Source organism: Rickettsia endosymbiont of Urophora cardui, assembly GCF_964030725.1.
Taxonomy (GTDB): Bacteria; Pseudomonadota; Alphaproteobacteria; order Rickettsiales; family Rickettsiaceae; genus Rickettsia.
In genome coordinates this window covers 229,339-255,951 of the sequence record NZ_CAXIPY010000004.1, presented here as the reverse complement: position 1 = coordinate 255,951, position 26,613 = coordinate 229,339, and the positions used below count along the sequence as shown (strand labels likewise).

Genomic DNA, 26,613 nt, shown 5'->3' with positions numbered 1-26,613 from the left:
ACAATCCGTAAGAAAATGATAAAATATGGTCATAAACCTTATGGATTTCAGTCAATGCCAATAGACAACATTATCAAATCGCAAGAACAAGGGAAACTGTTTGGTTATAAATTAAAAGAAGAATTAAACCCAAATAATAAGCTATATAAATTAAGAGAATTAATAAATTGGTCTAGGCTCGAAGAGTGGTTATCAAAAAATGTTTGTATTAAGAAATTTGGTAGAAATAGAAAATGTCATAGAGTGATGCTTGGCATAACGATGCTACAAGCAATGTATAATTTTTCAGATTCATTATCAGAGGAAGAGCTAAAAGAGAATATGTATTGGCAGTATTTCTGCGGGTGGGAATATATAGAAAAAGACATAGCTATCTCGGAAACTAGTATACGACGGTTTCGTAGTGTATTAGGTGAAGCTGGATATAATGAGATATTATCGGAGTTGATCAGGGTTGGGATAAAAACTAACACAATTAAAAAAAAAGATTTGGAATTAATCATCGCTGATACGACTGTACAAATTAAGAATATCAAACACCCACACGATGTTTATTTAATGGATAAAGCTAGGCTTAGCATAGTAAAGCTTTGCAACAGTTTGGGTATACATTTGAATGAAACATACGCTAGAACCTATAAACGCGATATAGTAAAGCTATGGAAATATAAAGAACATAGTAAAGCCAAGAAGCGTTGGAAAATAATGAAGCATTTAAAAATATTACTGGGTCGTTTGATTAGAGTATGTGAGCGTGAGATCAAAAATAAGCAATTAAACTTGTCTCTCAAAAATCAAGAAGTATTGCAAAAAATAAAACAAATACATAACCAATCTGTTTTAAAAAGAGAAGCTAAAAAGCAATATAAAGAAAAGATAACAAAGTATTATATAGTTTTCATGCCCCTGAAGTAGAGTGTATAGGAAAGGGAAAACGCAACAAGCCATATGAGTTTGGCAATAAAGTAGCGGTAGTAGTAAGTGGTCGTAGAAATTTTGTTTTATCCGCAAAATCGTTTCATAATAATCCTTATGATGGTCATACATTGCATCAGAGCTTTGAAGCAGTAGAGAGTGTCACTGGAATCAAGATAAAGAAATCATTTGTTGATCTTGGGTATAGTGGTAGCAATGTAAAGGAGAAGAGTAAGGTATATACCCCAAAAACGCGGAAGAAGTTGTTACAAGAGGACAAGTCTATGATCAAGAGACGCAGTGCCATAGAACCAATAATAGGTCACTTAAAGCAATATGGTCGGATGGGTAGAAACTTCTTGAAAGGTATGATAGGAGATATTATCAATCCAATAATCTCTGCTATTGGTTTGAATTTACGATGCATTGCAAATCATTTACAAATCGTGTCTAACTCCACATAAATCAAAAATATCATCATGCAAAAACTAGATGAACGATAAAAAATCGTTAACAATAGCTCCATATCAAAATTAGACCAACACAGAAATGTATCAGTAAAAATTAACATAACTTATTAATTTTTATTGAAAATCTTAGCAATTTGTTGTCAAAACTCTATCCCATTACAAATGATCAGGATTTGAAGTGTTTTTGGCGGATAGACTAGCTATATGCGGATATTGCTTACTCCATTTTTGATCAAATGACTCAAGAGCTAATTCTGCTTCTTTTTCAGTAGCAGAAGTATAGATTAGTTTCAAATCCGCTGCTAATTGCTTTCTATCTTTGATAGTGGACTAATGGTATGGACCTCCTGATATAGAGAATGAAAAGCAGTTGCTAATCTTCTAGGGTTAATATTTAACATATTAAAACAACAATTAAGGAGGTCCATATGGAGGTTACTACAATTGGTATAGATATTGCAAAAAGAATTTTTCAAATTCATGGTGTAGATAAAAATGGCAAGACAGTATTAAAGAAAAAATTGATGAGAGATCAGGTTTTGACATTTATGGCTAATTTACCACAATGTTTAGTAGGGATGGAAGCTTGTGGTGGTTCTAGTTATTGGGCAAGAGAAATAACTAAATTAGGGCATGAAGTAAAACTAATGGCACCGCAATTTGTCAAACCATATGTTAAAACTAATAAAAATGATCAAGCAGATGCTGAAGCGATATGTGAAGCCGTGACAAGACCTAATATGAGATTTGTTGCAATTAAAACTATAGAGCAACAAGAAATTTTATCAATACATAGGGTAAGAGAGAGATTGGTAAAAAATCGTACAGCACTTGCTAATGAAATTAGGGGGCTACTACATGAGTTTGGTTTTATTGTTCCTCAAGGCATTAATAAGGTTATCACAAAATTAATTGAGATTTTAGATGCAGGGAAATTAAGCCAGTTAAGTTATCAAACATTTAGTGAACTAAAAGAAGAATTCTTAGATAATAACAGAAAAATAAAAGAGATAGAAAAACGATTAACAATGATAGCAAGTAACCTAACTCAATATCAACGATTAAGAGCTATACCTGGTCTTGGTTTAATTACTGCTACTGCTTTAATAGCATCAATAGGTAATGCTACAAGTTTTGAGAATGGCAGGCAATTATCGGCATGGCTAGGATTAGTGCCAAGACAACATTCAAGTGGTGGGAAGGATAAGCTGCTGGGAATTAGCAAGCGAGGTGATGTATACTTACGCACTTTATTAATTCAAGGGGCTAGAGCTGTACTAAATGCCAAGATAAGATTTACATCGGAAGAACAGAAATCTAAAAAAGATTTTAGCCAATTTACGAAATGGATGTTTAATTTATCTGAGCGAAGTAGCCATAATAAAACGACAGTTGCCATAGCTAATAAGTTGGCAAGAGTGGTGTTTGCTGTACTAAGATCAGGAGATGATTATGTAGAGAGTAAAGTTTGTAGCTAAAGAGTGTGTAGCATAGCACTTATAAGTAAAATAAATGGTGATTTATATAATGAATAGGTAAAAGCAAAACAATATGTAAGAGATTCCAACCCGAAATATGCTTGAGATAATTAATATTGATGGTAAATAAGACAAACCTTAGCTTACAAAAAAACTGCGTTTTTCAGTGGCTCTTTTAGAAGCCGATGGACTGATAAGTATATAGTTTGTAAGCCAGCGAATTCCATCAGGGCTGTAGAATAAATTAGGTTGATTTATCAGCTATAAGCCGGATACATGACTGCATTTGTTTGTTTTTATTATTGATGTTATTTTTTTCTTGCATTCTACAGGAGGTCCATACATGAAAAATCAAGACAAAAAAATGAGTAGTATGTTTTCCTAATTTTTCGATTATCAGGCAGCAATTTGCTGATAATTTTGCATATAATTCAGATATACATTCATAGGCTTTTTATAACCAATACTTGAATGAAATCTGTGATAATTATATTTATATAATGGACTAAAAAAATTGGACAAAAAAATGAAGGAGTGTGTTTCCGCAATAAGTTAGAATAAATAGCAATAAACTTAAGAGGAAAGATGAAGAAAAATAAAGTAAAAATTTTCAGTGCTTCAGAAAAAACGGGGATAGTATTAGAATTAATAAAAGAGGAGTCGACACTTGGTCAGTTAGCTTCAAAATATGCAATAAGTGTTAAAACAATTCAAAATTGGAAAAAACAGTTTTTAGGTAATGCGGCATTAGCTTTTGAACCAGCTAAAGTTTTGAGTGAATATCAAGAACAAATAAATCATTTACAAGAGCAAAATGATGAGCTTGCTAAAGCTCTTGGTAGAATCACAGTTGAGAGGGACTGGGCCGTGGGAAAGCTCAAAAGCTTGGATTTATCAAATAAAAAGAGTCTTGTACACTCCAAGCTAAATCAACTCTCAAAATCAAGACAGTGTGAACTATTAAAGATTAGTCGATCTACAGCCTACTATAAATCCAAGGAGATGAGTATAAATAAATTAAGTATTTTAAATAGAATAGATGAAATATATACAGATAATCCTGAATTTGGTTATCGCTATATTCATCAACAGTTACTAGAAGATGGTTTTATTGTCGGTAAAGATCGAGTACTGAAATATATGAGGATGATGGGTATAGAAGCTATTTACCCACATAAGAAAAAATCTACTTCTCGAAACGATAGTGAGCATAAGATCTATAGCTACTTACTTGATCAATATTGGACTAAATCTGGCTCAACAAAGCAAGTGTATGTGCCTAATGTGAATGAGGTTTGGAGTGGTGACATTACTTACATTAGAACTAATGGTGGCTTTATGTATATGGCAGCTATTATAGATTGGCATAGCAAGGCCATATTGAGCTATAAACTGTCAAATTCTATGGATGCATCTCTTGTAACTGATGTCTTGAAACAAGCTCTCAGTAAGTATAACGCTCCACAGATATTTAATAGTGATCAAGGTAGCCAATATACCAGTTATGACCACATAAATATTCTCAAGGAGCATGATATCCAAATTTCAATGAATGGCCAAGGTAGAAGTATTGATAATATAGTAATAGAAAGGTTTTTTAGAACTTTAAAATATAATTGTATCTTTATTAATGATTTTAACAATGTTAAAGAGTTAAAAGAGGGGATTGATCATTATCTGAATAAATATAATTATCACAGATTTCATTCAAGTATTGGTTATAAAAAGCCTATGAATGTATATCTGAATTATATGCAAAATTATCAGCAAATTGCTGCCTGATAATCGAAAAATTAGGAAAACATACTACTCATTTTTTTGTCTTGATTTTTCAGTCCACTATCTTATTCAGATAATGATCAATCCCATCTTTTAACTCTTTAACATTGTTAAAATCATTAATAAAGATACAATTATATTTTAAAGTTCTAAAAAACCTTTCTATTACTATATTATCAATACTTCTACCTTTGCCATTCATTGAAATTTGGATATCATGCTCCTTGAGAATATTTATGTGGTCATAACTGGTATATTGGCTACCTTGATCACTATTAAATATCTGTGGAGCGTTATACTTACTGAGAGCTTGTTTCAAGACATCAGTTACAAGAGATGCATCCATAGAATTTGACAGTTTATAGCTCAATATGGCCTTGCTATGCCAATCTATAATAGCTGCCATATACATAAAGCCACCATTAGTTCTAATGTAAGTAATGTCACCACTCCAAACCTCATTCACATTAGGCACATACACTTGCTTTGTTGAGCCAGATTTAGTCCAATATTGATCAAGTAAGTAGCTATAGATCTTATGCTCACTATCGTTTCGAGAAGTAGATTTTTTCTTATGTGGGTAAATAGCTTCTATACCCATCATCCTCATATATTTCAGTACTCGATCTTTACCGACAATAAAACCATCTTCTAGTAACTGTTGATGAATATAGCGATAACCAAATTCAGGATTATCTGTATATATTTCATCTATTCTATTTAAAATACTTAATTTATTTATACTCATCTCCTTGGATTTATAGTAGGCTGTAGATCGACTAATCTTTAATAGTTCACACTGTCTTGATTTTGAGAGTTGATTTAGCTTGGAGTGTACAAGACTCTTTTTATTTGATAAATCCAAGCTTTTGAGCTTTCCCACGGCCCAGTCCCTCTCAACTGTGATTCTACCAAGAGCTTTAGCAAGTTCATCATTTTGCTCTTGTAAATGATTTATTTGTTCTTGATATTCACTCAAAACTTTAGCTGGTTCAAAAGCTAATGCCGCATTACCTAAAAACTGTTTTTTCCAATTTTGAATTGTTTTAACACTTATTGCATATTTTGAAGCTAACTGACCAAGTGTCGACTCCTCTTTTATTAATTCTAATACTATCCCCGTTTTTTCTGAAGCACTGAAAATTTTTACTTTATTTTTCTTCATCTTTCCTCTTAAGTTTATTGCTATTTATTCTAACTTATTGCGGAAACACACTCCTTCATTTTTTTGTCCAATTTTTTCATGTATGGACCTCCTGTAGAATGCAAGAAAAAAATAACATCAATAATAAAAACAAACAAATGCAGTCATGTATCCGGCTTATAGCTGATAAATCAACCTAATTTATTCTACAGCCCTGATGGAATTCGCTGGCTTACAAACTATATACTTATCAGTCCATCGGCTTCTAAAAGAGCCACTGAAAAACGCAGTTTTTTTGTAAGCTAAGGTTTGTCTTATTTACCATCAATATTAATTATCTCAAGCATATTTCGGGTTGGAATCTCTTACATATTGTTTTGCTTTTACCTATTCATTATATAAATCACCATTTATTTTACTTATAAGTGCTATGCTACACACTCTTTAGCTACAAACTTTACTCTCTACATAATCATCTCCTGATCTTAGTACAGCAAACACCACTCTTGCCAACTTATTAGCTATGGCAACTGTCGTTTTATTATGGCTACTTCGCTCAGATAAATTAAACATCCATTTCGTAAATTGGCTAAAATCTTTTTTAGATTTCTGTTCTTCCGATGTAAATCTTATCTTGGCATTTAGTACAGCTCTAGCCCCTTGAATTAATAAAGTGCGTAAGTATACATCACCTCGCTTGCTAATTCCCAGCAGCTTATCCTTCCCACCACTTGAATGTTGTCTTGGCACTAATCCTAGCCATGCCGATAATTGCCTGCCATTCTCAAAACTTGTAGCATTACCTATTGATGCTATTAAAGCAGTAGCAGTAATTAAACCAAGACCAGGTATAGCTCTTAATCGTTGATATTGAGTTAGGTTACTTGCTATCATTGTTAATCGTTTTTCTATCTCTTTTATTTTTCTGTTATTATCTAAGAATTCTTCTTTTAGTTCACTAAATGTTTGATAACTTAACTGGCTTAATTTCCCTGCATCTAAAATCTCAATTAATTTTGTGATAACCTTATTAATGCCTTGAGGAACAATAAAACCAAACTCATGTAGTAGCCCCCTAATTTCATTAGCAAGTGCTGTACGATTTTTTACCAATCTCTCTCTTACCCTATGTATTGATAAAATTTCTTGTTGCTCTATAGTTTTAATTGCAACAAATCTCATATTAGGTCTTGTCACGGCTTCACATATCGCTTCAGCATCTGCTTGATCATTTTTATTAGTTTTAACATATGGTTTGACAAATTGCGGTGCCATTAGTTTTACTTCATGCCCTAATTTAGTTATTTCTCTTGCCCAATAACTAGAACCACCACAAGCTTCCATCCCTACTAAACATTGTGGTAAATTAGCCATAAATGTCAAAACCTGATCTCTCATCAATTTTTTCTTTAATACTGTCTTGCCATTTTTATCTACACCATGAATTTGAAAAATTCTTTTTGCAATATCTATACCAATTGTAGTAACCTCCATATGGACCTCCTTAATTGTTGTTTTAATATGTTAAATATTAACCCTAGAAGATTAGCAACTGCTTTTCATTCTCTATATCAGGAGGTCCATACCATTAGTCCATTATATTTATATGATACATATTTGAGGCTATTCCTGATCTGATGGACAATACAAATTTGATGTTCAGTTTTCGGATATACTGATGCAATAGCATCAGACATACCAGTTAGATTATCACTACAAGCAATTAAGATATCTTTTACTCCTCGATTCTTCATTTCAGTAAAATTACCAAGCCAAAATTTAGCTCCTTCATTCTCACTTATCCATAAGCCTAAAATATCCTTTCTGCCAGATAAATCTATTCCTAAAGCTACATATACTGATTTATTAATAATAAGTTTATCTTGTCTTACTTTCACTACTAAACAGTCAAAATATACTATAGGGTATACTGATTCAAGAGGTCTACTCTGCCAAATCTTGACCTCATCTATTACTTCATCTGTAATCCTGCTGATTAGGCTCTCACTGATCTCAGCTCCATATAATTCTTGCAATTGTGTTTTAATATCAGACACACTCATACCCTTCGCATATAAGGATATTATCTTTTGGTCTAAGCCATCTATTCTTGTTTGTTTCTTTGAGACTATTATAGGTTCAAATTTACCTTGTCTGTCTCTTGGAACATTTAGCTCTATAGTACCATTCTCACTAATCAGATTCTTACTAAAACTACCATTCCTCGCATTCTCAGTTTCAGCTCTATCATACTTGCTATAACCTAAATGTTCTGACATCTCAGCATGCAGTGCTCGCTCTAAAATACCCTTGGTTAATTCCTTAATTAATCCATTCTGACTTAGTACTGTTTTTAAATCTACTCAACCTTCTATCAGCAAATCTATTGCTTCATTTATTTTTTTATTCTTCTCTATTTGCATTTCTGTTACCTATATTTTTAATTACTTCTAATATAGGCTCAACAAAAATTTACACAATCATTGCAAAAGACTCAATTTTACTGAAATGAAGAATCGAGGAGTAAAAGATATCTTAATTGCTTGTAGTGATAATCTAACTGGTATGTCTGATGCTATTGCATCAGTATATCCGAAAACTGAACATCAAATTTGTATTGTCCATCAGATCAGGAATAGCCTCAAATATGTATCATATAAAGATAGAAAGCAATTAGCAGCGGATTTGAAACTAATCTATACTTCTGCTACTGAAAAAGAAGCAGAATTAGCTCTTGAGTCATTTGATCAAAAATGGAGTAAGCAATATCCGCATATAGCTAAATCTTGGTATAATAATTGGGATAATTTGATAATTTTCTTGCAATATCCAAAGGAGATTCGTAAGATTATTTACACTACAAATGCGATAGAATCGCTGAATAGCCAATTGAGAAAAGTTACTAAGAATAAACGCATCTTTCCAAATGATGACGCAGTATTTAAGGTTTTATATCTGACAATTGATTATATTACCAAAAAATGGTCTATGCCTATCCCCAATTGGAATGAAGCTATGGCTCATTTTATGATCAAATTTGATGGTAGAATTTAATGGTTCACGAAATTTACACAATTGATGAGACAGAGCCCCCTTCGCATATAAGGATATTATCTTTTGGTCTAAGCCATCTATTCTTGTTTGTTTCTTTGAGACTATTATAGGTTCAAATTTACCTTGTCTGTCTCTTGGAACATTTATCTCTATAGTACCATTCTCACTAATCAGATTCTTACTAAAACTACCATTCCTCGCATTCTCAGTTTCAGCTCTATCATACTTGCTATAACCTAAATGTTCTGACATCTCAGCATGCAGTGCTCGCTCTAAAATACCCTTGGTTAATTCCTTAATTAATCCATTCTGACTTAGTACTGTTTTTAAATCTACTCCGCCTTCTATCAGCAAATCTATTGCTTCATTTATTTTTTTATTCTTCTCTATTTGCATTTCTGTTACCTATATTTTTAATTACTTCTAATATAGGCTCAACAAAAATTTACACAATCATTGCAAAAGACTCAAAAAATGGTCTATGCCTATCCCCAATTGGAATGAAGCTATGGCTCATTTTATGATCAAATTTGATGGTAGAATTTAATGGTTCACGAAATTTACACAATTGATGAGACAGAGCCGATGACAAATTACAACTTACCCGGATTAAAGGTAAACTCACACTCTTTCCAATGATGAAATCTTGCAGGATCAAGATTGTCGATAGGGCTTGCTTTCCATACTGCCCTAACTGCACTATCTGATAATGCTTCGCAAATACTACTTGGAATACCAGGGCAAATTTTTTTTACAACTTTTGCCTGTTCTACATTACCTGCTTTATCTAAAACAATATGAACAAATATTATTAGATTCTTATTACCCCTAGCACCTGCCGGAATATTACTCCAATTTCTTTCAATCTGACGCCTTATTGATGAACTTTCATTATCTGAAAGAGGTAATCCTTCTGAATAAACTCCCTTAGCCTCTTTCTTATTATCAACTTTCTCTGACCTTTTATGCTTATTCGATTTTACATTATCACCTTCTGAAGACTGTTCCAAGTTCTTTAATAAAGAATCAAGCTCATCAGTTTTAGGTTCTTGCTTTTTTTCCTCTTTAGGTTTCTCTATCGGCTTTTTTTCTTCTTTCTTTTCTTCAGTTTTTTTTGCCTCTGCTACCTGTTTTTTTTCCTCTGCTTTAGGCTTTTCTTCTTTTATTTCCTCTTTTTTCTCAGGTAGTGCTTCCTCTACTTCTTCTGGTGTTTTCTCCTCTATCGGCTTTTTTGCTTCTATTTTTGGCTTTTCTTCTACTGGTTTGGTTTCAGGTTCTTGTGCTTTTTCCTCTTTAGGTAAATCTTTAGGCTTCTCTTCTTTAGGTTTAGTCTGCTCTGATTTTTTAGCATCTTCATTCTCTATCGGAGCTTCTTTTTGCTTCGTTTGCGTTATGATATTAGCTTTCTCACTAATAGGCAACATTTCAAAAGTTATGGTTTGCTCTTCTGGTAATTTTTCAAAAAGAGATGGCATACCAAATAGAAAAAAATATAAAAGAAGTAAGTGCAGTGCAATAGAGCAGCTAAGGAAAACTGTGAAATTATCCTTATTGTTTGTATCGTTACTTTTCATTATTTTTAATATTTGAAATAAGAGCTACACGAGAGAATCCGGCTGCATGAATTTCTGATACTATTTCTACCACTTCACCATAAGAAACGTTTTTATCACCTCTCACAAAAATCCTAGTATCTTTTTTCTCTTTAGTGATATTTACAAGCTTATCAGTTAAATGCTTTCTTTCAATAGGTGTTTCAAGAAGGAAAACTTCACCTTTATTATTGATAGTAACAACTAGAGGCTCATCTTGTCCTGAGATTGGACTCAAATTTGTTTCAGGTAAGTCGACATTTACGCCTGAAACTAACATCGGGGAAGTGATCATAAAAATAATTAGCAACACAAGCATTACGTCGACAAGCGGCGTAACGTTGATTTCACTAACTACGGCTCTTTTACTTTTGCTATTACTTCCGGCAAGCTTAATAGCCATTACATCTTCTCCTGATCAATTGCCTTAGAAAGTATGGAGTTTAACTCGCTAATAAAATCCTCAATTTTATTATTGATCAGAGTAATACGGGAAATAAGATAATTGTAAAAAATGACAGCAGGAATAGCTGCAAATAAGCCTATTGCGGTTGCAAGTAACGCTTCAGCAATACCAGGGGCTACTACTGCAAGTGAGGTATTTTTTGAAGTAGCAATTGACTGGAAACTGTGCATAATCCCCCAAACAGTACCAAATAACCCAATAAACGGGCTACTAGAGCCGACAGTTGCTAGAAAGCTTAAGTTTTTCTCTAATTTTTCGATTTCTCTGTTTTGAGCAAGATACATTGAATTTGTAATACGCTCTTTATGATTATTTTTTAATAACTCAGGAAGTCCCTTAGTATTTATACTTTTACATTCATCCATAGCTGAGACAAATATTAAAGCTAGCGGATTGTTAACTGACCTTTTTATGCTATCATATAGCTGCTCTAAAACACCACCTGACCAAAAAGTATTTTCAAATGCTCGCATTTTTCGTTGCACCTGCATTAGCTTAAATACTTTATCCAGAATGATAGCCCACGACCAAATAGAAGCGATAAGCAGCATTAGCATAACTGACTTACCGATAATATCAGATGAACTTATTAAAGAAAAAATCGATAAATGATCTTGCACAGCGACTTCTAAACCATCGCTAATATTAGTATCTGCACTCATTGAATATATATTATTTAATTATTCTAAAATTAAAATAATATATCGTTATTTTGATTTTGTCATTAGGTATATAGAAAATATTTGAGTTTCTAGAACCTGAATTCTGGATTAATCTAGGTTTGGAAGTAAGTATTTACAAGGGATAGAAGATACTCTATAGCTAACACGAAAAGGTTTTTACCATAGTTTTTGTATTTACTCACATATTCACCAGATCTAAATCCTATTAAATATTGCTGGACTAACTTTAAAAACTGTTTACATAAAATTATTGATCAATGCCTAAGTTTTTCCTAATCTGTGGTAGAAACATTTCCGTGTTAGCTATATATAATTTTTAGCAAAAAAACAAGAGTATCCCCATGAAGAAAGATATTACTGCATTATTTTGTTTTGTCGATGATTTTTGTAAAATTAGCGAGCAGTGGATTAATAAATCATTTCTACCATTAATTAATAAAAACTCTACAAGAAAGCCTGAAATAAGCTATTCTGAGCGGCTTTGTTGCATAAATAAAATTTGTAGAGCAAGAGTGGTGATAATCTGGTAAGATGTCCTGAATTAAAAAATAATCCAGATTATATGAGATCTCGGAAGAAAGCCCCTTTTAGTAAATCACGCAAGTATTCTAAATATAAAATAACGAATTGGTCAGAATATAATAATTTTTTACGCAATAGGGGTCGCATAGATTTTATGATTGCCAGTGATTTGGCGATTGGCTGGTATGCTGATTACAGAGAGGAAATGAAACGAGGAAGACCTAGACGCTATAGTGATCACGCTATATTACAGTGTTTGAAGATCAGATGCTTATTCGGTCTTAAGTTACGCCAAACCCAAGGCTTTATAAACTGGCTCTTTGAAATATCGGGTTTATCTATTAGATGTCCAGACTATACAACATTAAGTAAGCGTATGAAGTCATTAGATCTTAGGTATTTACATGGAAATCAAGATAAAGAATTTAGTTGTATTTCAATGGATAGTACAGGGATACAAGCCTACACAGGGAACGAATGGCTAGAAAATAAGCATGGTAAGCAATATAAGCGTCGCATATGGAAAAAGCTACATATCGTTATAGAAGATCAAGGTATGATACTTGCCGATAGTACCACAGAGCATACTATAGATGATAGATCACAGATTGGACTACTAATAGCTAATGTCAGAGCCAAGGATTTTCTGGGAGATCGAGGGTATGACGGTGAATCTACATATCAATTGTTGAGAAAGAAGAAGATAAAACCAGTTATTAGACCCCCAAACTCTTCAGTAAAAGTTCAATCGCTTAGGGATAAAACTGAGAGAGATGCAGCTGTTATATATCAACAAAACAAAGGATACCAAGCATGGAGGGTAAAGAATAATTATGGTAGAAGGGAGCGTGTAGAGAACACGTTCTTTCGATTTAAAACTTCTTTTGGTAGTAAGTTTCTATCAAGACATGATCAAAATATGACAAAAGAAATGTCTATTAAATGCCACTTATTAAACAAAATGTTTGAAATTGGTAAACCTATCTCTGTGCCTGTTGGCTAGGCTAGCATTGCGGGGTTAGGGGCAGTATATTCAAAAGCTTATTTATGCAACAAAGCCATGTTTATCGGGCTTACATATAATAAGACCACTGCCCCTTTAACGATATTATCTTATATAACTCTTGGAGTAGTAGGCATGCCTATATTTGGGGAATTTTCCAGTGGCTTACGAATATTATTCGGTCCTACAGCTGGATATCTAGCAGGCTTTATAATTGCTGTATACGTTATGGCAAGCTTAAAAGATAAAATTTTTATTAATAATAAGCTATTAAATCAAATTACCTTATGTTTAATCGGTAATATAATTATTATGAGCTTAGGCTGGATGTGGCTTGCTAAAATGATAGGAGCAAGCGGTGCATTTTATGGTGGTGTATTACCCTTTATAATACCAGGTATAATTAAATCAGCTTTATTAATTGGGCTTATTAACGTAGTAAAACCAAAAGCCAAATATACTAGTTGAACTTGAAAAATTAGCTGTTATATGTCCTTCCCGCTTAAGGCTTGCTTGCGTGGATCATTCTCCCCCTGTCATCCCGTGGCTTGTCTGGCGTTGCTGCATGGATACTGAAGTTTTGACAAAAATTCTAATTTTTCTGACTAAAGTAAAAATTTATATTTAAAGTTAAATATTTAGTGCTTTTATCAGCTTAAAAGCGATATTTCTACAATTTAAAGTAGATTATTTGATATATAATACAAATTATAGATTGATACACTCGCCACTTTTTTTAATCTCTCAGGGTTTAATTCCCCGAAGCTCTGCTTCGTGATATACTACTTGAATGGAAGAAAGCAGTTATATACATAAGAGTCATAATGTCACAGTACTAATATATCATTTAGTAATGCCGGCAAAGTATAGAAGAGTAATATTCAATCAAGAACTAGATGATTATTTGTGTAAAATTTGTGAGCACATAGAAGATCGTTATGAAATTAGATTTTTAGAAATAGGAGTAGATAAACTGAAGTTTTGACAAAAAATTTTTATTAAAAAAAGTGGCGAGTGTATCAATCTATAATTTGTATTATATATCAAATAATTTACTTTAAATTGTAGAAATATCGCTTTTAAGCTGATAAAAGCACTAAATATTTAACTTTAAATATAAATTTTTACTTTAGTCAGAAAAATTAGAATTTTTGTCAAAACTTCAGGATAAAGATCACGTACATTTTTTATTACAGTCAATACCAATGTATAGCCCAACAAAAATAACTCAAATCATAAATAAGTATTACTTCTAAGAAAATGTTTGAGAAATATCCAAATCTTAAACAGGAGTTTCGCACTTAGCAAAGTTGCGAATCAGTTAAAAGCCATCTGATATTGTTTTGAATTGATGTTTTTATAACTTCCCAAGTTTGTTGATATAAAGTAATGTTTTCATTTATCCTCCTTTTATTCATATCAAGCCAGGCAAATACTGCAAGGCAAATATGATTTCTTTGAGCTCGGCCCGTGCGTGCCTGACAGCGTTCAATACCACAAGTTTGTTTTAATTCTCGATGATAAACCTCTATAGACCAACGTGCCTTAACAATTTTCTCTATTTGCTCACGTGTGGGATTTTCCAAGTTCGTTGTTATGTAATCAATGCGACCATTCTTTGCCACAAACTTAAATACCGTAACCCAACCGTATCCACGTAGGTGAATTTTTAGCCCCTCATCGGGTATCTCTAAACTTTCCAAGCTAACATTATGATTAACTTTTCTATTTTTCCTTAGGGTGGTAACCCATAGCCAGCCTAAATTACGTATATGTTTTAAATTCTCCAACCCGCTATACCAAGCATCCATGACTATGGCATCAGGATTGAGACCTCTTTCTTTAGCTAAAGTAAGCATATCACAAAAATGCTCATTCTTTGTTTTACCATCAGTGTCTTTATCATATATTCTATAATCTACGGGAGTAGATTGAGCAATTTTAGTATTGTAATGTAGTAAGTTTACCATTCCTATACCAGGTATAACATCATGTACAGCTCCAGAATATTGATAACGTACAAGCTCAATCTTCTGACTGTATTGCTTTGATAATAAGGTGTCATCCCCCACTAATAAACACGGTGCTTCCCAATCTATATATTTTGACACTTCCTTATAGATTTCGCTAGGACGAAAATCCTTACTCTTTAACCATCGACTTGCACTATCGTGAGATAGATCTACTGGACTCACTTCAGATAATGCCTTGCTAGTATATCTGACACTACTTGCTTGTAAAAATGATTTATATAAGTCCTTGCTACATTTTGTTCTTGTCATTTTTATCTAAAACTATTTTTCTCTAGATTAACATACTTTTTGCTAAGTGCGAAACTCCTGTTAAAGAAAAATTATGGGGAAGTGAGTTTTGGAGTAAAGGATATTTTATGAGCACAGTAGGTAAACATGGTGATGAGCAGAAATTACGTAATTATGTACAGAATCAAGGTTCAGGCAAACCTTCTTATAAAGCATTTCAACAAAAACAGTTAAAGCTTTTTGGATAGATACCTCGTAGCTCTGCTGCGAGGAGCATCATTTTAAAAATTTTTTGTCAAAACTTCAGATGGATACCAAATCGTCATTGCGAGGAGCGTAGCGACGTGGCAATCCAGAAAAAATAACAAAAAATGCTAATTTATAGCATTTTTTAACTAGATTGCTTCGTCAATTACTTGGTAATTTTCTCGCAATGACGGAAAAACCAATCCATGCAACAATAAGATTTTTTAAATCTTTTTCTATCTTGAGCTTTTAAAGTCTTATATAACTCTATTATTCATAAAAAAACCAACAAAAATGTTCATGCCGCATTTTCTAGTACCACCACCAAACTGGAAAAACCAAATTAAATATGACCTTGAAAACATAAGTAGCCTTTTAAAAGCTTTAGGCGATCCTCACTTAATGCTTCCTCCTGTAATACATATAGCAGGTACAAACGGCAAAGGCTCAAGTAGTGCGATGCTTAAAAGCATTTTTACGCAAGCTGGTTATAAAGTACATTGCTATACTTCCCCACATTTATTAGAGTTTAACGAGCGGATTATAGTAGCAGGTGAAAGAATTTCAGATGATGAATTATGGCAAGTTTGTGAGCATGTTAGGGTAGCAAGTGAGAAATTTAACATTGAACCTAGCTTTTTTGAAGGAACAACAGCTGCAGCTTTTCTAGCATTTGCGAATAATAAAGCTGATATATTAATTTTAGAAACAGGACTCGGCGGTAGATTTGATGCAACAAATGTAATAGATCATCCGTTAATTACGTTAATTACCCCCATTTCATATGATCATATGCATGTGCTAGGGTCAACCTTGCAGCTAATAGCTTTTGAAAAAGCTGGCATTATGAAGCAGGGCACGCCTTGTGTTATAAGCGTACAAGTTCCCGAAGTTCATGAAATATTATTTGCAAAAGCAGAAAATTTAGCAGCCCCAACCTTTTGTTACGAATATGATTTCGGTATACAAAAAACGGATAACGGATTTATTTACTCCTCACAAAATTTTACCTATGAATTTCCTGCTCCTTTGCTCTTTGGTGATCATCAATTAATCAATGCAGCAAGCGTTATTGCTTTGATAAGCCTAATTAACAAACAATTTAATATTAATAATGAGGCTATTGCTAAAGGTCTGCAAAATACTATTTGGTCTGCCAGAATTGAGAAAATTAACCCGCAAAAATATTCTAGATCAATAGGTGATAACGTACAAATTTGGGTGGATGGAGCTCATAATAATAGCGGAGCCCAAGCCTTAACAGCATGGATTCGTGATAATTTAAAATCACCGATATATTTAATACTCGGTATGACTAAAAACCGCAATATAGAAGAGTTTTGTGCTTACTTCAAAGGTTTGATAACTAAAGGTTATGGGGTTAAAGTTTTATCTGAAACATTAAGCTATAATGCTGAGATAATAGCCTTAGAGGCAAGCAAAACCGGTATTGATTTTGCTGCTAGTGAAAGTCTTGAAGAAGCAATTATAGACATAAAAAAAATAAATGGCGATAATAAAGCAAATATCATAATAACCGGCTCGCTTTTCTTAGCGGCTGATTTTTACAAGCTACTGCAATCACTTATTTGACTTTCAAATTTTGAAGTATCAAAACTTCAGATTGATACACTCGCCACTTTTTTTAATCTCTCAGGGTTTAATCTCTCAGGGTTTAATTCCCCGAAGCTCTGCTTCGTGATATACTACTTGAATGGAAGAAAGCAGTTATATACATAAGAGTCATAATGTCACAGTACTAATATATCATTTAGTAATGCCGGCAAAGTATAGAAGAGTAATATTCAATCAAGAACTAGATGATTATTTGTGTAAAATTTGTGAGCACATAGAAGATCGTTATGAAATTAGATTTTTAGAAATAGGAGTAGATAAACTGAAGTTTTGACAAAAAATTTTTATTAAAAAAAGTGGCGAGTGTATCAATCTATAATTTGTATTATATATCAAATAATTTACTTTAAATTGTAGAAATATCGCTTTTAAGCTGATAAAAGCACTAAATATTTAACTTTAAATATAAATTTTTACTTTAGTCAGAAAAATTAGAATTTTTGTCAAAACTTCAGGATAAAGATCACGTACATTTTTTATTACAGTCAATACCAATGTATAGCCCAACAAAAATAACTCAAATCATAAAAAGTATTACTTCTGACTAACGAATATTAGAATTACCCTCAACGAACATTAAAATTACCTATAAAAAAGAAGTAACTATGGACAGTAAAATCGAATAAAAATTTATTTTTAAATATTATTCGAGAATTACTGATGACATGTACAAATAACCAAGTAGGTATTTTAATGCAAAAGATCAAAAAATATAATCAGATAATTTCTGCTGCAAAAGCAGGTATGAGTGTAAAAACGGCACGTAAGTATTTACGTATTAATAAGTATCCAAGCGAATTACGCACAATACGTAAATATAGGACACGTAAGGATCCATTTGTGAAGCACTGGGATGAAATAGAATCAATGCTAGAATCAGCACCGGAGTTGCAAGCAACTACCATATTAGCATATAGCTAGTCCGTCCGCCAAAACTCTACAAGCCTTATAGATAATATGGTTTTAAGACAAGAACAGGAGTTTCGCACTTAGCAAATAATATGCTAATCTAGAGAAAAATAGTTTTAGATAAAAATGACAAGATCAAAATGTAGCAAAGATTTATATAAATCATTCTTACAAGCAAGTAGTGTAAGATATACTAGCAAAGCATTATCTGAAGTAAGTCCATTAGATCTATCGCACGATAGTGCAAGTCGATGGTTAAAGAGTAAGGATTTTCGCCCTAGCGAAATCTATAGCAAAGTGTCAAAATATATTGATCTGGAAGATCCTTGTTTATTAGTGGGAGATGACACCTTATTGTCAAAGCAATACAGTAAGAGGATCGAGCTTGTAAATTATCAATATTCTGGGGCTGTACATGATGTTATACCTGGTATAGGAATGGTAAACTTACTGCATTACAATACTCAAATTGATCAATCTACTCCTGTAGATTATAGAATATATGATAAAGAAACTGATGGTAAAACAAAGAACGAGCATTTTTGTGATATGCTTACTTTAGCTAAAGAAAGAGGTATCAAGCCTGATGCTATAGTTATGGATGCTTGGTATAGTGGTTTGGATAATTTAAAACATATACGTAATTTAGGTTGGATATGGGTTACCAACCTAAGAAAAAATAGAAAAGTTAATCGTAATGTTAGCTTGGAAACTTTAGAGATTCCCGATGAAGGGCTAAAAATTCACCTACGTGGATACGGTTGGGTTACGGTATTTAAGTTTGTGGCAAAAAATGGTCGCATTGATTACATAACAACTAATTTAGAGAATCCTACACGTGAGCAAATAGAGAAAATTGTTAAGGCGCGTTGGTCTATAGAAGTTTATCATCGAGAATTGAAACAAACTTGTGGTATTGAATGCTGTCAGGCACGCACGGGTCGAGCTCAAAGAAATCATATTTGCCTTGCTGTATTGGCCTGGCTTGATATGAACAAAAGGAGGATAAATGAAAACATTACTTTATATCAACAAACTTGGGAAGTTATAAAAACATCAATTCAGAACAACATTAAATGGCTTCTAACTAATACACAATTTTGCTAAGTGCGAAACTCCTGAAGAAGTAATACAACAATCCGTAAGAAAATGATAAAATATGGTCATAAACCTTATGGATTTCAGTCAATGCCAATAGACAACATTATCAAATCGCAAGAACAAGGGAAACTGTTTGGTTATAAATTAAAAGAAGAATTAAACCCAAATAATAAGCTATATAAATTAAGAGAATTAATAAATTGGTCTAGGCTCGAAGAGTGGTTATCAAAAAATGTTTGTATTAAGAAATTTGGTAGAAATAGAAAATGTCATAGAGTGATGCTTGGCATAACGATGCTACAAGCAATGTATAATTTTTCAGATTCATTATCAGAGGAAGAGCTAAAAGAGAATATGTATTGGCAGTATTTCTGCGGGTGGGAATATATAGAAAAAGACATAGCTATCTCGGAAACTAGTATACGACGGTTTCGTAGTGTATTAGGTGAAGCTGGATATAATGAGATATTATCGGAGTTGATCAGGGTTGGGATAAAAACTAACACAATTAAAAAAAAAGATTTGGAATTAATCATCGCTGATACGACTGTACAAATTAAGAATATCAAACACCCACACGATGTTTATTTAATGGATAAAGCTAGGCTTAGCATAGTAAAGCTTTGCAACAGTTTGGGTATACATTTGAATGAAACATACGCTAGAACCTATAAACGCGATATAGTAAAGCTATGGAAATATAAAGAACATAGTAAAGCCAAGAAGCGTTGGAAAATAATGAAGCATTTAAAAATATTACTGGGTCGTTTGATTAGAGTATGTGAGCGTGAGATCAAAAATAAGCAATTAAACTTGTCTCTCAAAAATCAAGAAGTATTGCAAAAAATAAAACAAATACATAACCAATCTGTTTTAAAAAGAGAAGCTAAAAAGCAATATAAAGAAGATAACAAAGTATTATATAGTTTTCATGCCCCTGAAGTAGAGTGTATAGGAAAGGGAAAACGCAACAAGCCATATGAGTTTGGCAATAAAGTAGCGGTAGTAGTAAGTGGTCGTAGAAATTTTGTTTTATCCGCAAAATCGTTTCATAATAATCCTTATGATGGTCATACATTGCATCAGAGCTTTGAAGCAGTAGAGAGTGTCACTGGAATCAAGATAAAGAAATCATTTGTTGATCTTGGGTATAGTGGTAGCAATGTAAAGGAGAAGAGTAAGGTATATACCCCAAAAACGCGGAAGAAGTTGTTACAAGAGGACAAGTCTATGATCAAGAGACGCAGTGCCATAGAACCAATAATAGGTCACTTAAAGCAATATGGTCGGATGGGTAGAAACTTCTTGAAAGGTATGATAGGAGATATTATCAATCCAATAATCTCTGCTATTGGTTTGAATTTACGATGCATTGCAAATCATTTACAAATCGTGTCTAACTCCACATAAATCAAAAATATCATCATGCAAAAACTAGATGAACGATAAAAAATCGTTAACAATAGCTCCATATCAAAATTAGACCAACACAGAAATGTATCAGTAAAAATTAACATAACTTATTAATTTTTATTGAAAATCTTAGCAATTTGTTGTCAAAACTCTATCCCATTACAAATGATCAGGATTTGAAGTGTTTTTGGCGGATAGACTAGCTAACGCGAAAAGGTTTTTACCATAGTTTTTGTATTTACTCACATATTCACCAGATCTAAATCCTATTAAACATTGCTGGACTAACTTTAAAAACTGTTTACATAAAATTATTGATCAATGCCTAAGTTTGTCCTAATTTGTGGTAGAAACATTTCCGTGTTAGCTATATTTGACAGAAAAGTATCATGGGAATTATAATGGGAAGCAATTACGCTGTTTGCAGAAAAGGTTGAAACAATGGAGAGCTGCACATGGTAAGGATAAGACAGTAATCTTTTTACAAAATATTCTTCCTGGCAAACAGAGTCAGTCTGATTGGACCAATATGAATCAATTGGGTATTTGTATTGGTGGGCAACCATATCCTCACTTACTATTTCATTTTATGTTGCCTTATTCATGTTGGGAAACTTTTAGCATATGCCATAGTGAAAGTTTTGATACATTAGCATCAGGGTTTGAAAAAGCTGTATGGGAGTTAGGTGGAGTTTTACCAGAGCATCGTACAGATAATTTAAGTGCAGCTACCAAGCAATGTGGTAATAGTAGACAATTTACAGAAAGATGGCAAGAATTGCTTGGTTATTACAATGTTGCACCATCGCGAAATAATCCAGGCGTCAGTCATGAAAATGGTTCTGTTGAAAAAAGTCATGATACATTTAAGCAAGCAGTGAATCAACATCTGCTATTACGTGGATCACGTAATTTTGTTGATTTAAAAGCTTATGAATTATTCCTTACACAAATTAAAGAAAAGCGAAATGGCTTTGTTGCATAAATAAGATTTGTAGAGCAAGAGTGGTGATAATCTGGTAAGATGTCCTGAATTAAAAATAATCCAGATTATATGAGATCTCGGAAGAAAGCCCCTTTTAGTAAATCACGCAAGTATTCTAAATATAAAATAACGAATTGGTCAGAATATAATAATTTTTTACGCAATAGGGGTCGCATAGATTTTATGATTGCCAGTGATTTGGCGATTGGCTGGTATGCTGATTACAGAGAGGAAATGAAACGAGGAAGACCTAGACGCTATAGTGATCACGCTATATTACAGTGTTTGAAGATCAGATGCTTATTCGGTCTTAAGTTACGCCAAACCCAAGGCTTTATAAACTGGCTCTTTGAAATATCGGGTTTATCTATTAGATGTCCAGACTATACAACATTAAGTAAGCGTATGAAGTCATTAGATCTTAGGTATTTACATGGAAATCAAGATAAAGAATTTAGTTGTATTTCAATGGATAGTACAGGGATACAAGCCTACACAGGGAACGAATGGCTAGAAAATAAGCATGGTAAGCAATATAAGCGTCGCATATGGAAAAAGCTACATATCGTTATAGAAGATCAAGGTATGATACTTGCCGATAGTACCACAGAGCATACTATAGATGATAGATCACAGATTGGACTACTAATAGCTAATGTCAGAGCCAAGGATTTTCTGGGAGATCGAGGGTATGACGGTGAATCTACATATCAATTGTTGAGAAAGAAGAAGATAAAACCAGTTATTAGACCCCCAAACTCTTCAGTAAAAGTTCAATCGCTTAGGGATAAAACTGAGAGAGATGCAGCTGTTATATATCAACAAAACAAAGGATACCAAGCATGGAGGGTAAAGAATAATTATGGTAGAAGGGAGCGTGTAGAGAACACGTTCTTTCGATTTAAAACTTCTTTTGGTAGTAAGTTTCTATCAAGACATGATCAAAATATGACAAAAGAAATGTCTATTAAATGCCACTTATTAAACAAAATGTTTGAAATTGGTAAACCTATCTCTGTGCCTGTTGGCTAGGCTAGCATTGCGGGGTTAGGGGCAGTATATTCAAAAGCTTATTTATGTGTAGAAGTCAAGATTTGATCTTACAGACACTATAAATTTCGTACCTGATTGTCAGTTAAATTTTGACTGTCAGATACATATTCAAGATACAAGATTTCATTATTCTTTTCAACAGCTAATTTCTTACTATCCTTAAAAGTTTGCATAGGAGTTTTACCATAACAATATTTACCAGAATGAGGTCTTTCATTATTGAAATACTCTAGCCAGATATCAAGATCTAATTGTAGGTCATCAAGATTTGTATAAATCTTTTTCCGCATAGCTGTATCAAAGAATTCTTGTTTCATTGTTTTATTAAAACGCTCACACATACCGTTTGTTTGAGGAGAATATGCTTTAGTAGTAGTATGCTCTATACCTTCGATACTTAGAAATAATTCAAAAGCATGATGCTCTATATTCCCCTTATATTCTGACCCACGATCTGTAAGAATACGAAGTATTGGTATCCCTTGAGTCTCATACCATGGTAACACTCGGTCATTAAGCATATCAGCAGCAGTTAAAGCTGTTTTATCGGAAAGTTCTATAATTAATTAAGCCAGATATAATCAATTTTTAATCTCTCAGGGTTTAATTCCCCGAAGCTCTGCTTCGTGATATCATAAGAAACAACTAAAACTTTTTTAGATACCTCGTAGCTCTGCTGCGAGGAGCATCATTTAAATATAGATATATCATGGCTCATTTAACGATAGATGAAAGATTTAAAATATACGAAATGAATAAGAGTGGTTATAGCTCGCGATATATAGGGACAAAGATTGGCCGTGATAAAAGCACTATATGTTATGAACTCAAGAGAATGAGGCATAATTATAGACCAGATAGGGCTAACACACTTGCTTGCAGTTTAAGGCAAGGTAAGAGAAAAAGAAAATTAGATATTGATAATAATTTACGAGCAGAAATAATAAAGCAGTTAACACAGGGTATTTCACCAGATATAATTTCAGGTAGACGTAAACTATCACGAGATACTGTCAATATTTCTACAGAGAGTATATACCAGTTTATTTATACATCTCCTATAGCACAAAGGCAAAAATTATATTTATCTTTAGCAAGAAAAAGGAAAAATAGGTTGCATCATGGTACAAGAATCAGAAACAAAAGAATTACAATACCAAATCGAGTTTCCATTACTGAAAGACCAGAGATAAATAGAAAGATAGCAGCAATAGGTCATTTAGAAGGTGATTTAACTTTTAACAAAGGTAATCAAAGTCGTAATATAGGCGCTCTTGTGGATATCAGAACACAAAAAGTGTTTCTCACTTTAAACCGTTCAAAAAGAACACAAGATGTGATTGGTAACATGAATAAAAAACTTAAACAATTGTCGCATATAATCAAAAGCATAACGTTAGATAATGGCAAAGAATTTACCAATCATGAACAACTATTGCCAAAATCTGAACGAAAAGTATATTTTTGCAATCCTTATTCTCCATGGCAAAAACCATTGATAGAGAAGATTAACTCAATGGTGCACAGAGTATACTCTAAATCTTTAGATATAAAAAAATTAACAATAAAGCAATTACAAGAAATTGAGGATTTTTTAAATAATTTACCAAGAAAAGTGCTCGGTTATAAAACACCCAATGAGGTATGGGAAGAAAATATAAATCTGGCTTAATTAATACTGGAATTTACCATCAGTATATAGTTTAACATCAGCTACTCTGCTGTAGCTATCAATAAATACCTGAGAATAAACCTTACCTATACCCTTAAAGTTGCCTACATAATATGTATCTTGGCATCCTAGATACCCTGGATGCTGTGTCTCAATTTCTCCATGAGCTTCTTTTTCATTACGACGCTTCTCTAGCACTTGTAATTGTGCCTCAGTAAGCACAATACCATCTTGAGCCATTTTTGCTTCTAATGCTTTAAGTCTTTTACTGATGTTGTTTAAATCATTACGTAACCAAATTGATCTTACTCCCCCAGGTGATACAAGTACACCAGTTTTTTTAAGCTCATTTGATACTCTTAGCTGACCATATGCTGGATATTCTATTGCCATATCTAGTACTGCTTTCTCTACAGCAGGATCAACTCTATTCGCTATTATTGGCTTTCTTCGACTAATTTCATACAACGCTTCTTCGCCACCAGTTTCATACAGTTCTTTAAATCTGTAATAACTATCTCTACTATATCCCATCGCTTTACATGCTGATGATATACTACCAAGGCTCTTAGCTAATTCAAGTAAACCTAATTTTGGTTTTATTATTTTTTGATTTAAGTTCATTCTTTATCTCCATTTAATAATTAATTTATTTTACTAAATGTAAGATATAATCTCAACTATTACAATTTATGCAACAAAGCCGCTGCGAGGAGCATCATTAACTGTCCGGTACTATTGATTTATTCACGGGATCCAGTTAAAAATACTAATTTTATTAGTATTTTTTATTATTTTCTGGATCTAGTTCCCAAGCCATGGTATGACATAGTGACTCCTGAGATTGCTTAGTTGAAACTTTCAGTTTCTTTTCGCAATGACGGAAAAAATCGCTCCATATAACAAGACTCGTCTTGCAATGAAGTTAAATCTTTTTAATTATTAAACTAGTGTTAGTACCGCCAAACCCGAAAGAATTGGAAAGTACGTAGTTTATTTTAGCCTCTTTAGCTTTAAGTGCAACTAAGTCTAGCTTAACTTCGTCCATTGGATTTTCTAAATTTAGAGTAGGTGGTGCAATCTGATCTCTAATTGCAAGCGTACCAAAAATAAATTCAACACTTCCGGCAGCACCAAGCAAATGCCCTATTGAAGATTTAGTAGAAGACATTAAAACTTTAGGGTTAGCTTCTAAAAATAATCTCTGAACTGCATTTAATTCGATCGCATCGCCTATATCAGTAGAAGTACCGTGTGCGTTAATATAGTCAATCGCATCAGGGGTTATACCAGCATCTTGTAAAGCTTCATGCATTGCTCGATAAGCTCCTCTCCCTTCAGGATGCGGAGCTGTCATATGATACGCATCACCCGTAGAGCCGTATCCTACGACTTCACCATAAATTTTAGCACCACGACGCATAGCACGTTCGTATTCTTCTAAGACTACAACACCAGCTCCTTCGCCCATAACAAAACCACCTCGATCCTTATCCCAAGGTCTCGATGCTTTTTCAGGATCATCGTTATATTTAGTGCATAAAGCTCTTGCTGCTACAAAACCTGCAACTCCAACAGGTGTTACCGGTGCTTCCGCACCGCCTGCGATCATAACATCAGCATAGCCATGCTTTATCATACGCATAGCATCGCCTATAGCATGTGCTCCAGTAGAGCAAGCCGTTACTGCAGCTTGGTTTGGACCACTAAAGCCATATTTTATTGAAACAAGACCTGATAAAAGATTAATTAAGGAAGCTGGAATAAAGAAGGGGCTAACCTTACCATTATTTTCTTGATGAAGCTTTACAGAAGTATCTTCGATCATTTTAAGACCGCCAATTCCTGAACCTAATATTAAACCGGTTCTGTCACGTGATTCTTGATCCTCTGGTAACCATCCACTATCTTCAATTGCTTCAGTTGCAGCTGCAACGCCATAATGGATAAATTTATCCATTTTACTCAATCTATTTACATCTTCAGTTTTCGTAAAATTTTCAAGTTTGAAGCCATTCTCTTCAGAATGGTTTAATAGTCCTGCAATTTTGCAGGCAAGTTTGGAAGTGTCAAATGCTGTAATAGTTTTTATACCGCTTACCCCTTGGACTATATTATCCCAAGATGACTTAACGTTAAGCCCAACTGGGGTAATCAGCCCAAGACCAGTAATAACTACTCTTTTATTCATGGTTTGATTTAACATCCTTAATTATTTTTTATTAGGTCTTA

At 33.3% G+C, this 26,613-nt stretch carries 23 protein-coding genes and 10 pseudogenes; 20 read left to right on the top strand and 13 right to left on the bottom strand.

Features of this window, described 5'->3' with window-relative positions:
* Nucleotides 1-15 precede the first annotated feature (15 nt).
* Both AAHI98_RS04445 and AAHI98_RS04440 read left to right on the top strand, forming a co-directional pair.
* A complete protein-coding gene (locus AAHI98_RS04445; protein WP_342225153.1) occupies nt 16-915 on the top strand; it encodes a transposase in 900 nt (299 codons plus the stop codon).
* Between the two features lie 5 nt (nt 916-920).
* Nucleotides 921-1,379, top strand: a complete 459-nt coding sequence (locus AAHI98_RS04440; protein WP_342224960.1) for a transposase — start codon at nt 921-923, stop codon at nt 1,377-1,379.
* Between the two features lie 204 nt (nt 1,380-1,583).
* On the opposite strand, the pseudogene AAHI98_RS04435 reads toward AAHI98_RS04440, so the two are convergent.
* Nucleotides 1,584-1,719, bottom strand: a pseudogene (locus tag AAHI98_RS04435) (transposase); the annotation flags it as partial.
* A gap of 94 nt (nt 1,720-1,813) precedes the next feature.
* Here AAHI98_RS04435 and AAHI98_RS04430 point away from each other — a divergent pair.
* Entirely contained in the window at nt 1,814-2,863 is a 1,050-nt protein-coding gene (locus AAHI98_RS04430; protein WP_342224642.1) for an IS110 family RNA-guided transposase, read from the top strand.
* 396 nt (nt 2,864-3,259) lie between these two features.
* Here the strand turns inward: AAHI98_RS04430 and AAHI98_RS04425 are convergent, their stop codons facing one another.
* Nucleotides 3,260-3,385: a hypothetical protein gene (locus AAHI98_RS04425; RefSeq protein ID WP_342225151.1), complete on the bottom strand. Its 126-nt coding sequence runs from the start codon at nt 3,383-3,385 to the stop codon at nt 3,260-3,262.
* Between the two features lie 63 nt (nt 3,386-3,448).
* Between AAHI98_RS04425 and AAHI98_RS04420 the strand changes: the two genes are divergently transcribed.
* Nucleotides 3,449-4,645, top strand: coding sequence for an IS3 family transposase (locus AAHI98_RS04420; protein ID WP_342224752.1), 1,197 nt, complete (start codon nt 3,449-3,451; stop codon nt 4,643-4,645).
* A 49-nt stretch (nt 4,646-4,694) separates the two neighbouring features.
* Here AAHI98_RS04420 and AAHI98_RS04415 read toward each other — a convergent pair whose 3' ends face one another.
* The 3 genes and pseudogenes from AAHI98_RS04415 to AAHI98_RS04405 form a co-directional block, all read right to left on the bottom strand.
* Nucleotides 4,695-5,807: an IS3 family transposase gene (locus AAHI98_RS04415; RefSeq protein WP_342225150.1), complete on the bottom strand. Its 1,113-nt coding sequence runs from the start codon at nt 5,805-5,807 to the stop codon at nt 4,695-4,697.
* A 423-nt stretch (nt 5,808-6,230) separates the two neighbouring features.
* Nucleotides 6,231-7,280: an IS110 family RNA-guided transposase gene (locus AAHI98_RS04410; protein ID WP_342224642.1), complete on the bottom strand. Its 1,050-nt coding sequence runs from the start codon at nt 7,278-7,280 to the stop codon at nt 6,231-6,233.
* Between the two features lie 107 nt (nt 7,281-7,387).
* Nucleotides 7,388-8,209: pseudogene (locus AAHI98_RS04405) on the bottom strand (IS256 family transposase); the annotation flags it as partial.
* 82 nt (nt 8,210-8,291) lie between these two features.
* On the opposite strand from AAHI98_RS04405, the pseudogene AAHI98_RS04400 reads away from it, so the two are divergent.
* Nucleotides 8,292-8,840, top strand: a pseudogene (locus AAHI98_RS04400) (IS256 family transposase); the annotation flags it as partial.
* Here the strand turns inward: AAHI98_RS04400 and AAHI98_RS04395 are convergent.
* The 4 genes from AAHI98_RS04395 to tolQ all read right to left on the bottom strand — a co-directional run bounded on the left by AAHI98_RS04395 (nt 8,736) and on the right by tolQ (nt 11,560).
* Nucleotides 8,736-9,230: a transposase gene (locus AAHI98_RS04395; RefSeq protein WP_458693692.1), complete on the bottom strand. Its 495-nt coding sequence runs from the start codon at nt 9,228-9,230 to the stop codon at nt 8,736-8,738. The pseudogene AAHI98_RS04400 and the gene AAHI98_RS04395 sit on opposite strands and share 105 nt — an antisense overlap.
* A 203-nt stretch (nt 9,231-9,433) precedes the next feature.
* Complete coding sequence (locus AAHI98_RS04390; RefSeq protein WP_342225148.1) at nt 9,434-10,414, bottom strand: energy transducer TonB; 981 nt, start codon at nt 10,412-10,414, stop codon at nt 9,434-9,436.
* Nucleotides 10,404-10,835, bottom strand: coding sequence for a protein TolR (gene tolR, locus AAHI98_RS04385; protein ID WP_342225147.1), 432 nt, complete (start codon nt 10,833-10,835; stop codon nt 10,404-10,406). The genes AAHI98_RS04390 and tolR overlap by 11 nt, the downstream gene beginning before the upstream one ends.
* Entirely contained in the window at nt 10,835-11,560 is a 726-nt protein-coding gene (gene tolQ / locus AAHI98_RS04380) for a protein TolQ (RefSeq protein WP_011476958.1), read from the bottom strand. The genes tolR and tolQ overlap by 1 nt, the downstream gene beginning before the upstream one ends.
* 362 nt (nt 11,561-11,922) lie before the next feature.
* On the opposite strand from tolQ, the pseudogene AAHI98_RS18490 reads away from it, so the two are divergent.
* From AAHI98_RS18490 to AAHI98_RS04365, 4 genes and pseudogenes are all read left to right on the top strand, one after another.
* A pseudogene (locus tag AAHI98_RS18490) lies at nt 11,923-12,072 on the top strand (IS982 family transposase); the annotation flags it as partial.
* A gap of 71 nt (nt 12,073-12,143) precedes the next feature.
* The gene (locus AAHI98_RS04375) at nt 12,144-13,106 is read left to right on the top strand and encodes an IS5 family transposase (RefSeq protein ID WP_342224734.1); all 963 of its coding nucleotides are present in this window, start codon (nt 12,144-12,146) and stop codon (nt 13,104-13,106) included.
* A gap of 57 nt (nt 13,107-13,163) precedes the next feature.
* A pseudogene (locus tag AAHI98_RS04370) lies at nt 13,164-13,574 on the top strand (biotin transporter BioY); the annotation flags it as partial.
* 322 nt (nt 13,575-13,896) lie between these two features.
* Nucleotides 13,897-14,079: pseudogene (locus AAHI98_RS04365) on the top strand (transposase); the annotation flags it as partial.
* Between the two features lie 328 nt (nt 14,080-14,407).
* Here the strand turns inward: AAHI98_RS04365 and AAHI98_RS04360 are convergent.
* On the bottom strand, nt 14,408-15,388 hold the full coding sequence (locus AAHI98_RS04360; RefSeq protein WP_342224659.1) for an IS701 family transposase: 981 nt from the start codon (nt 15,386-15,388) through the stop codon (nt 14,408-14,410).
* Nucleotides 15,389-15,414: 26 nt separating this feature from the next.
* Between AAHI98_RS04360 and AAHI98_RS04355 the strand changes: the two genes are divergently transcribed.
* The 10 genes and pseudogenes from AAHI98_RS04355 (at nt 15,415) to AAHI98_RS04310 (ending at nt 22,688) form a co-directional block, all read left to right on the top strand.
* On the top strand, nt 15,415-15,615 hold the full coding sequence (locus AAHI98_RS04355; RefSeq protein ID WP_410526208.1) for a transposase: 201 nt from the start codon (nt 15,415-15,417) through the stop codon (nt 15,613-15,615).
* Between the two features lie 60 nt (nt 15,616-15,675).
* Nucleotides 15,676-15,857, top strand: a pseudogene (locus tag AAHI98_RS04350) (hypothetical protein); the annotation flags it as partial.
* Between the two features lie 50 nt (nt 15,858-15,907).
* Entirely contained in the window at nt 15,908-17,206 is a 1,299-nt protein-coding gene (locus AAHI98_RS04345; protein ID WP_342225146.1) for a bifunctional folylpolyglutamate synthase/dihydrofolate synthase, read from the top strand.
* Nucleotides 17,207-17,327: 121 nt separating this feature from the next.
* Nucleotides 17,328-17,510 (top strand): annotated as a pseudogene (locus AAHI98_RS04340) (transposase); the annotation flags it as partial.
* 178 nt (nt 17,511-17,688) lie between these two features.
* Nucleotides 17,689-17,796 carry a transposase gene (locus AAHI98_RS04335; RefSeq protein ID WP_410526200.1) on the top strand — a complete coding sequence of 36 codons (108 nt, stop codon included), beginning with the start codon at nt 17,689-17,691 and terminating at the stop codon, nt 17,794-17,796.
* Nucleotides 17,797-17,908: 112 nt separating this feature from the next.
* Nucleotides 17,909-18,169: a hypothetical protein gene (locus tag AAHI98_RS04330; protein ID WP_342225145.1), complete on the top strand. Its 261-nt coding sequence runs from the start codon at nt 17,909-17,911 to the stop codon at nt 18,167-18,169.
* A gap of 114 nt (nt 18,170-18,283) precedes the next feature.
* A complete protein-coding gene (locus AAHI98_RS04325) occupies nt 18,284-19,264 on the top strand; it encodes an IS701 family transposase (RefSeq protein WP_342224656.1) in 981 nt (326 codons plus the stop codon).
* A 42-nt stretch (nt 19,265-19,306) separates the two neighbouring features.
* A complete protein-coding gene (locus AAHI98_RS04320; RefSeq protein ID WP_342224717.1) occupies nt 19,307-20,668 on the top strand; it encodes an IS5 family transposase in 1,362 nt (453 codons plus the stop codon).
* A gap of 376 nt (nt 20,669-21,044) precedes the next feature.
* A complete protein-coding gene (locus AAHI98_RS04315; RefSeq protein ID WP_342225144.1) occupies nt 21,045-21,656 on the top strand; it encodes a hypothetical protein in 612 nt (203 codons plus the stop codon).
* 69 nt (nt 21,657-21,725) lie between these two features.
* A complete protein-coding gene (locus tag AAHI98_RS04310) occupies nt 21,726-22,688 on the top strand; it encodes an IS5 family transposase (protein ID WP_342224734.1) in 963 nt (320 codons plus the stop codon).
* A 77-nt stretch (nt 22,689-22,765) separates the two neighbouring features.
* On the opposite strand, the pseudogene AAHI98_RS04305 reads toward AAHI98_RS04310, so the two are convergent.
* A pseudogene (locus AAHI98_RS04305) lies at nt 22,766-23,260 on the bottom strand (integrase core domain-containing protein); the annotation flags it as partial.
* A 158-nt stretch (nt 23,261-23,418) separates the two neighbouring features.
* Here AAHI98_RS04305 and AAHI98_RS04300 point away from each other — a divergent pair.
* Nucleotides 23,419-24,381, top strand: a complete 963-nt coding sequence (locus AAHI98_RS04300; protein ID WP_342224646.1) for an IS30 family transposase — start codon at nt 23,419-23,421, stop codon at nt 24,379-24,381.
* Nucleotides 24,382-24,399: 18 nt separating this feature from the next.
* On the opposite strand, the pseudogene AAHI98_RS04295 reads toward AAHI98_RS04300, so the two are convergent.
* Both AAHI98_RS04295 and fabF read right to left on the bottom strand, forming a co-directional pair.
* Nucleotides 24,400-25,005 (bottom strand): annotated as a pseudogene (locus AAHI98_RS04295) (helix-turn-helix domain-containing protein); the annotation flags it as partial.
* A gap of 301 nt (nt 25,006-25,306) precedes the next feature.
* Nucleotides 25,307-26,587 (bottom strand): beta-ketoacyl-ACP synthase II, encoded by a 1,281-nt coding sequence (gene fabF / locus AAHI98_RS04290; protein WP_342225143.1) that lies wholly within the window; start codon nt 26,585-26,587, stop codon nt 25,307-25,309.
* Between the last annotated feature and the right edge of the window lie 26 nt (nt 26,588-26,613).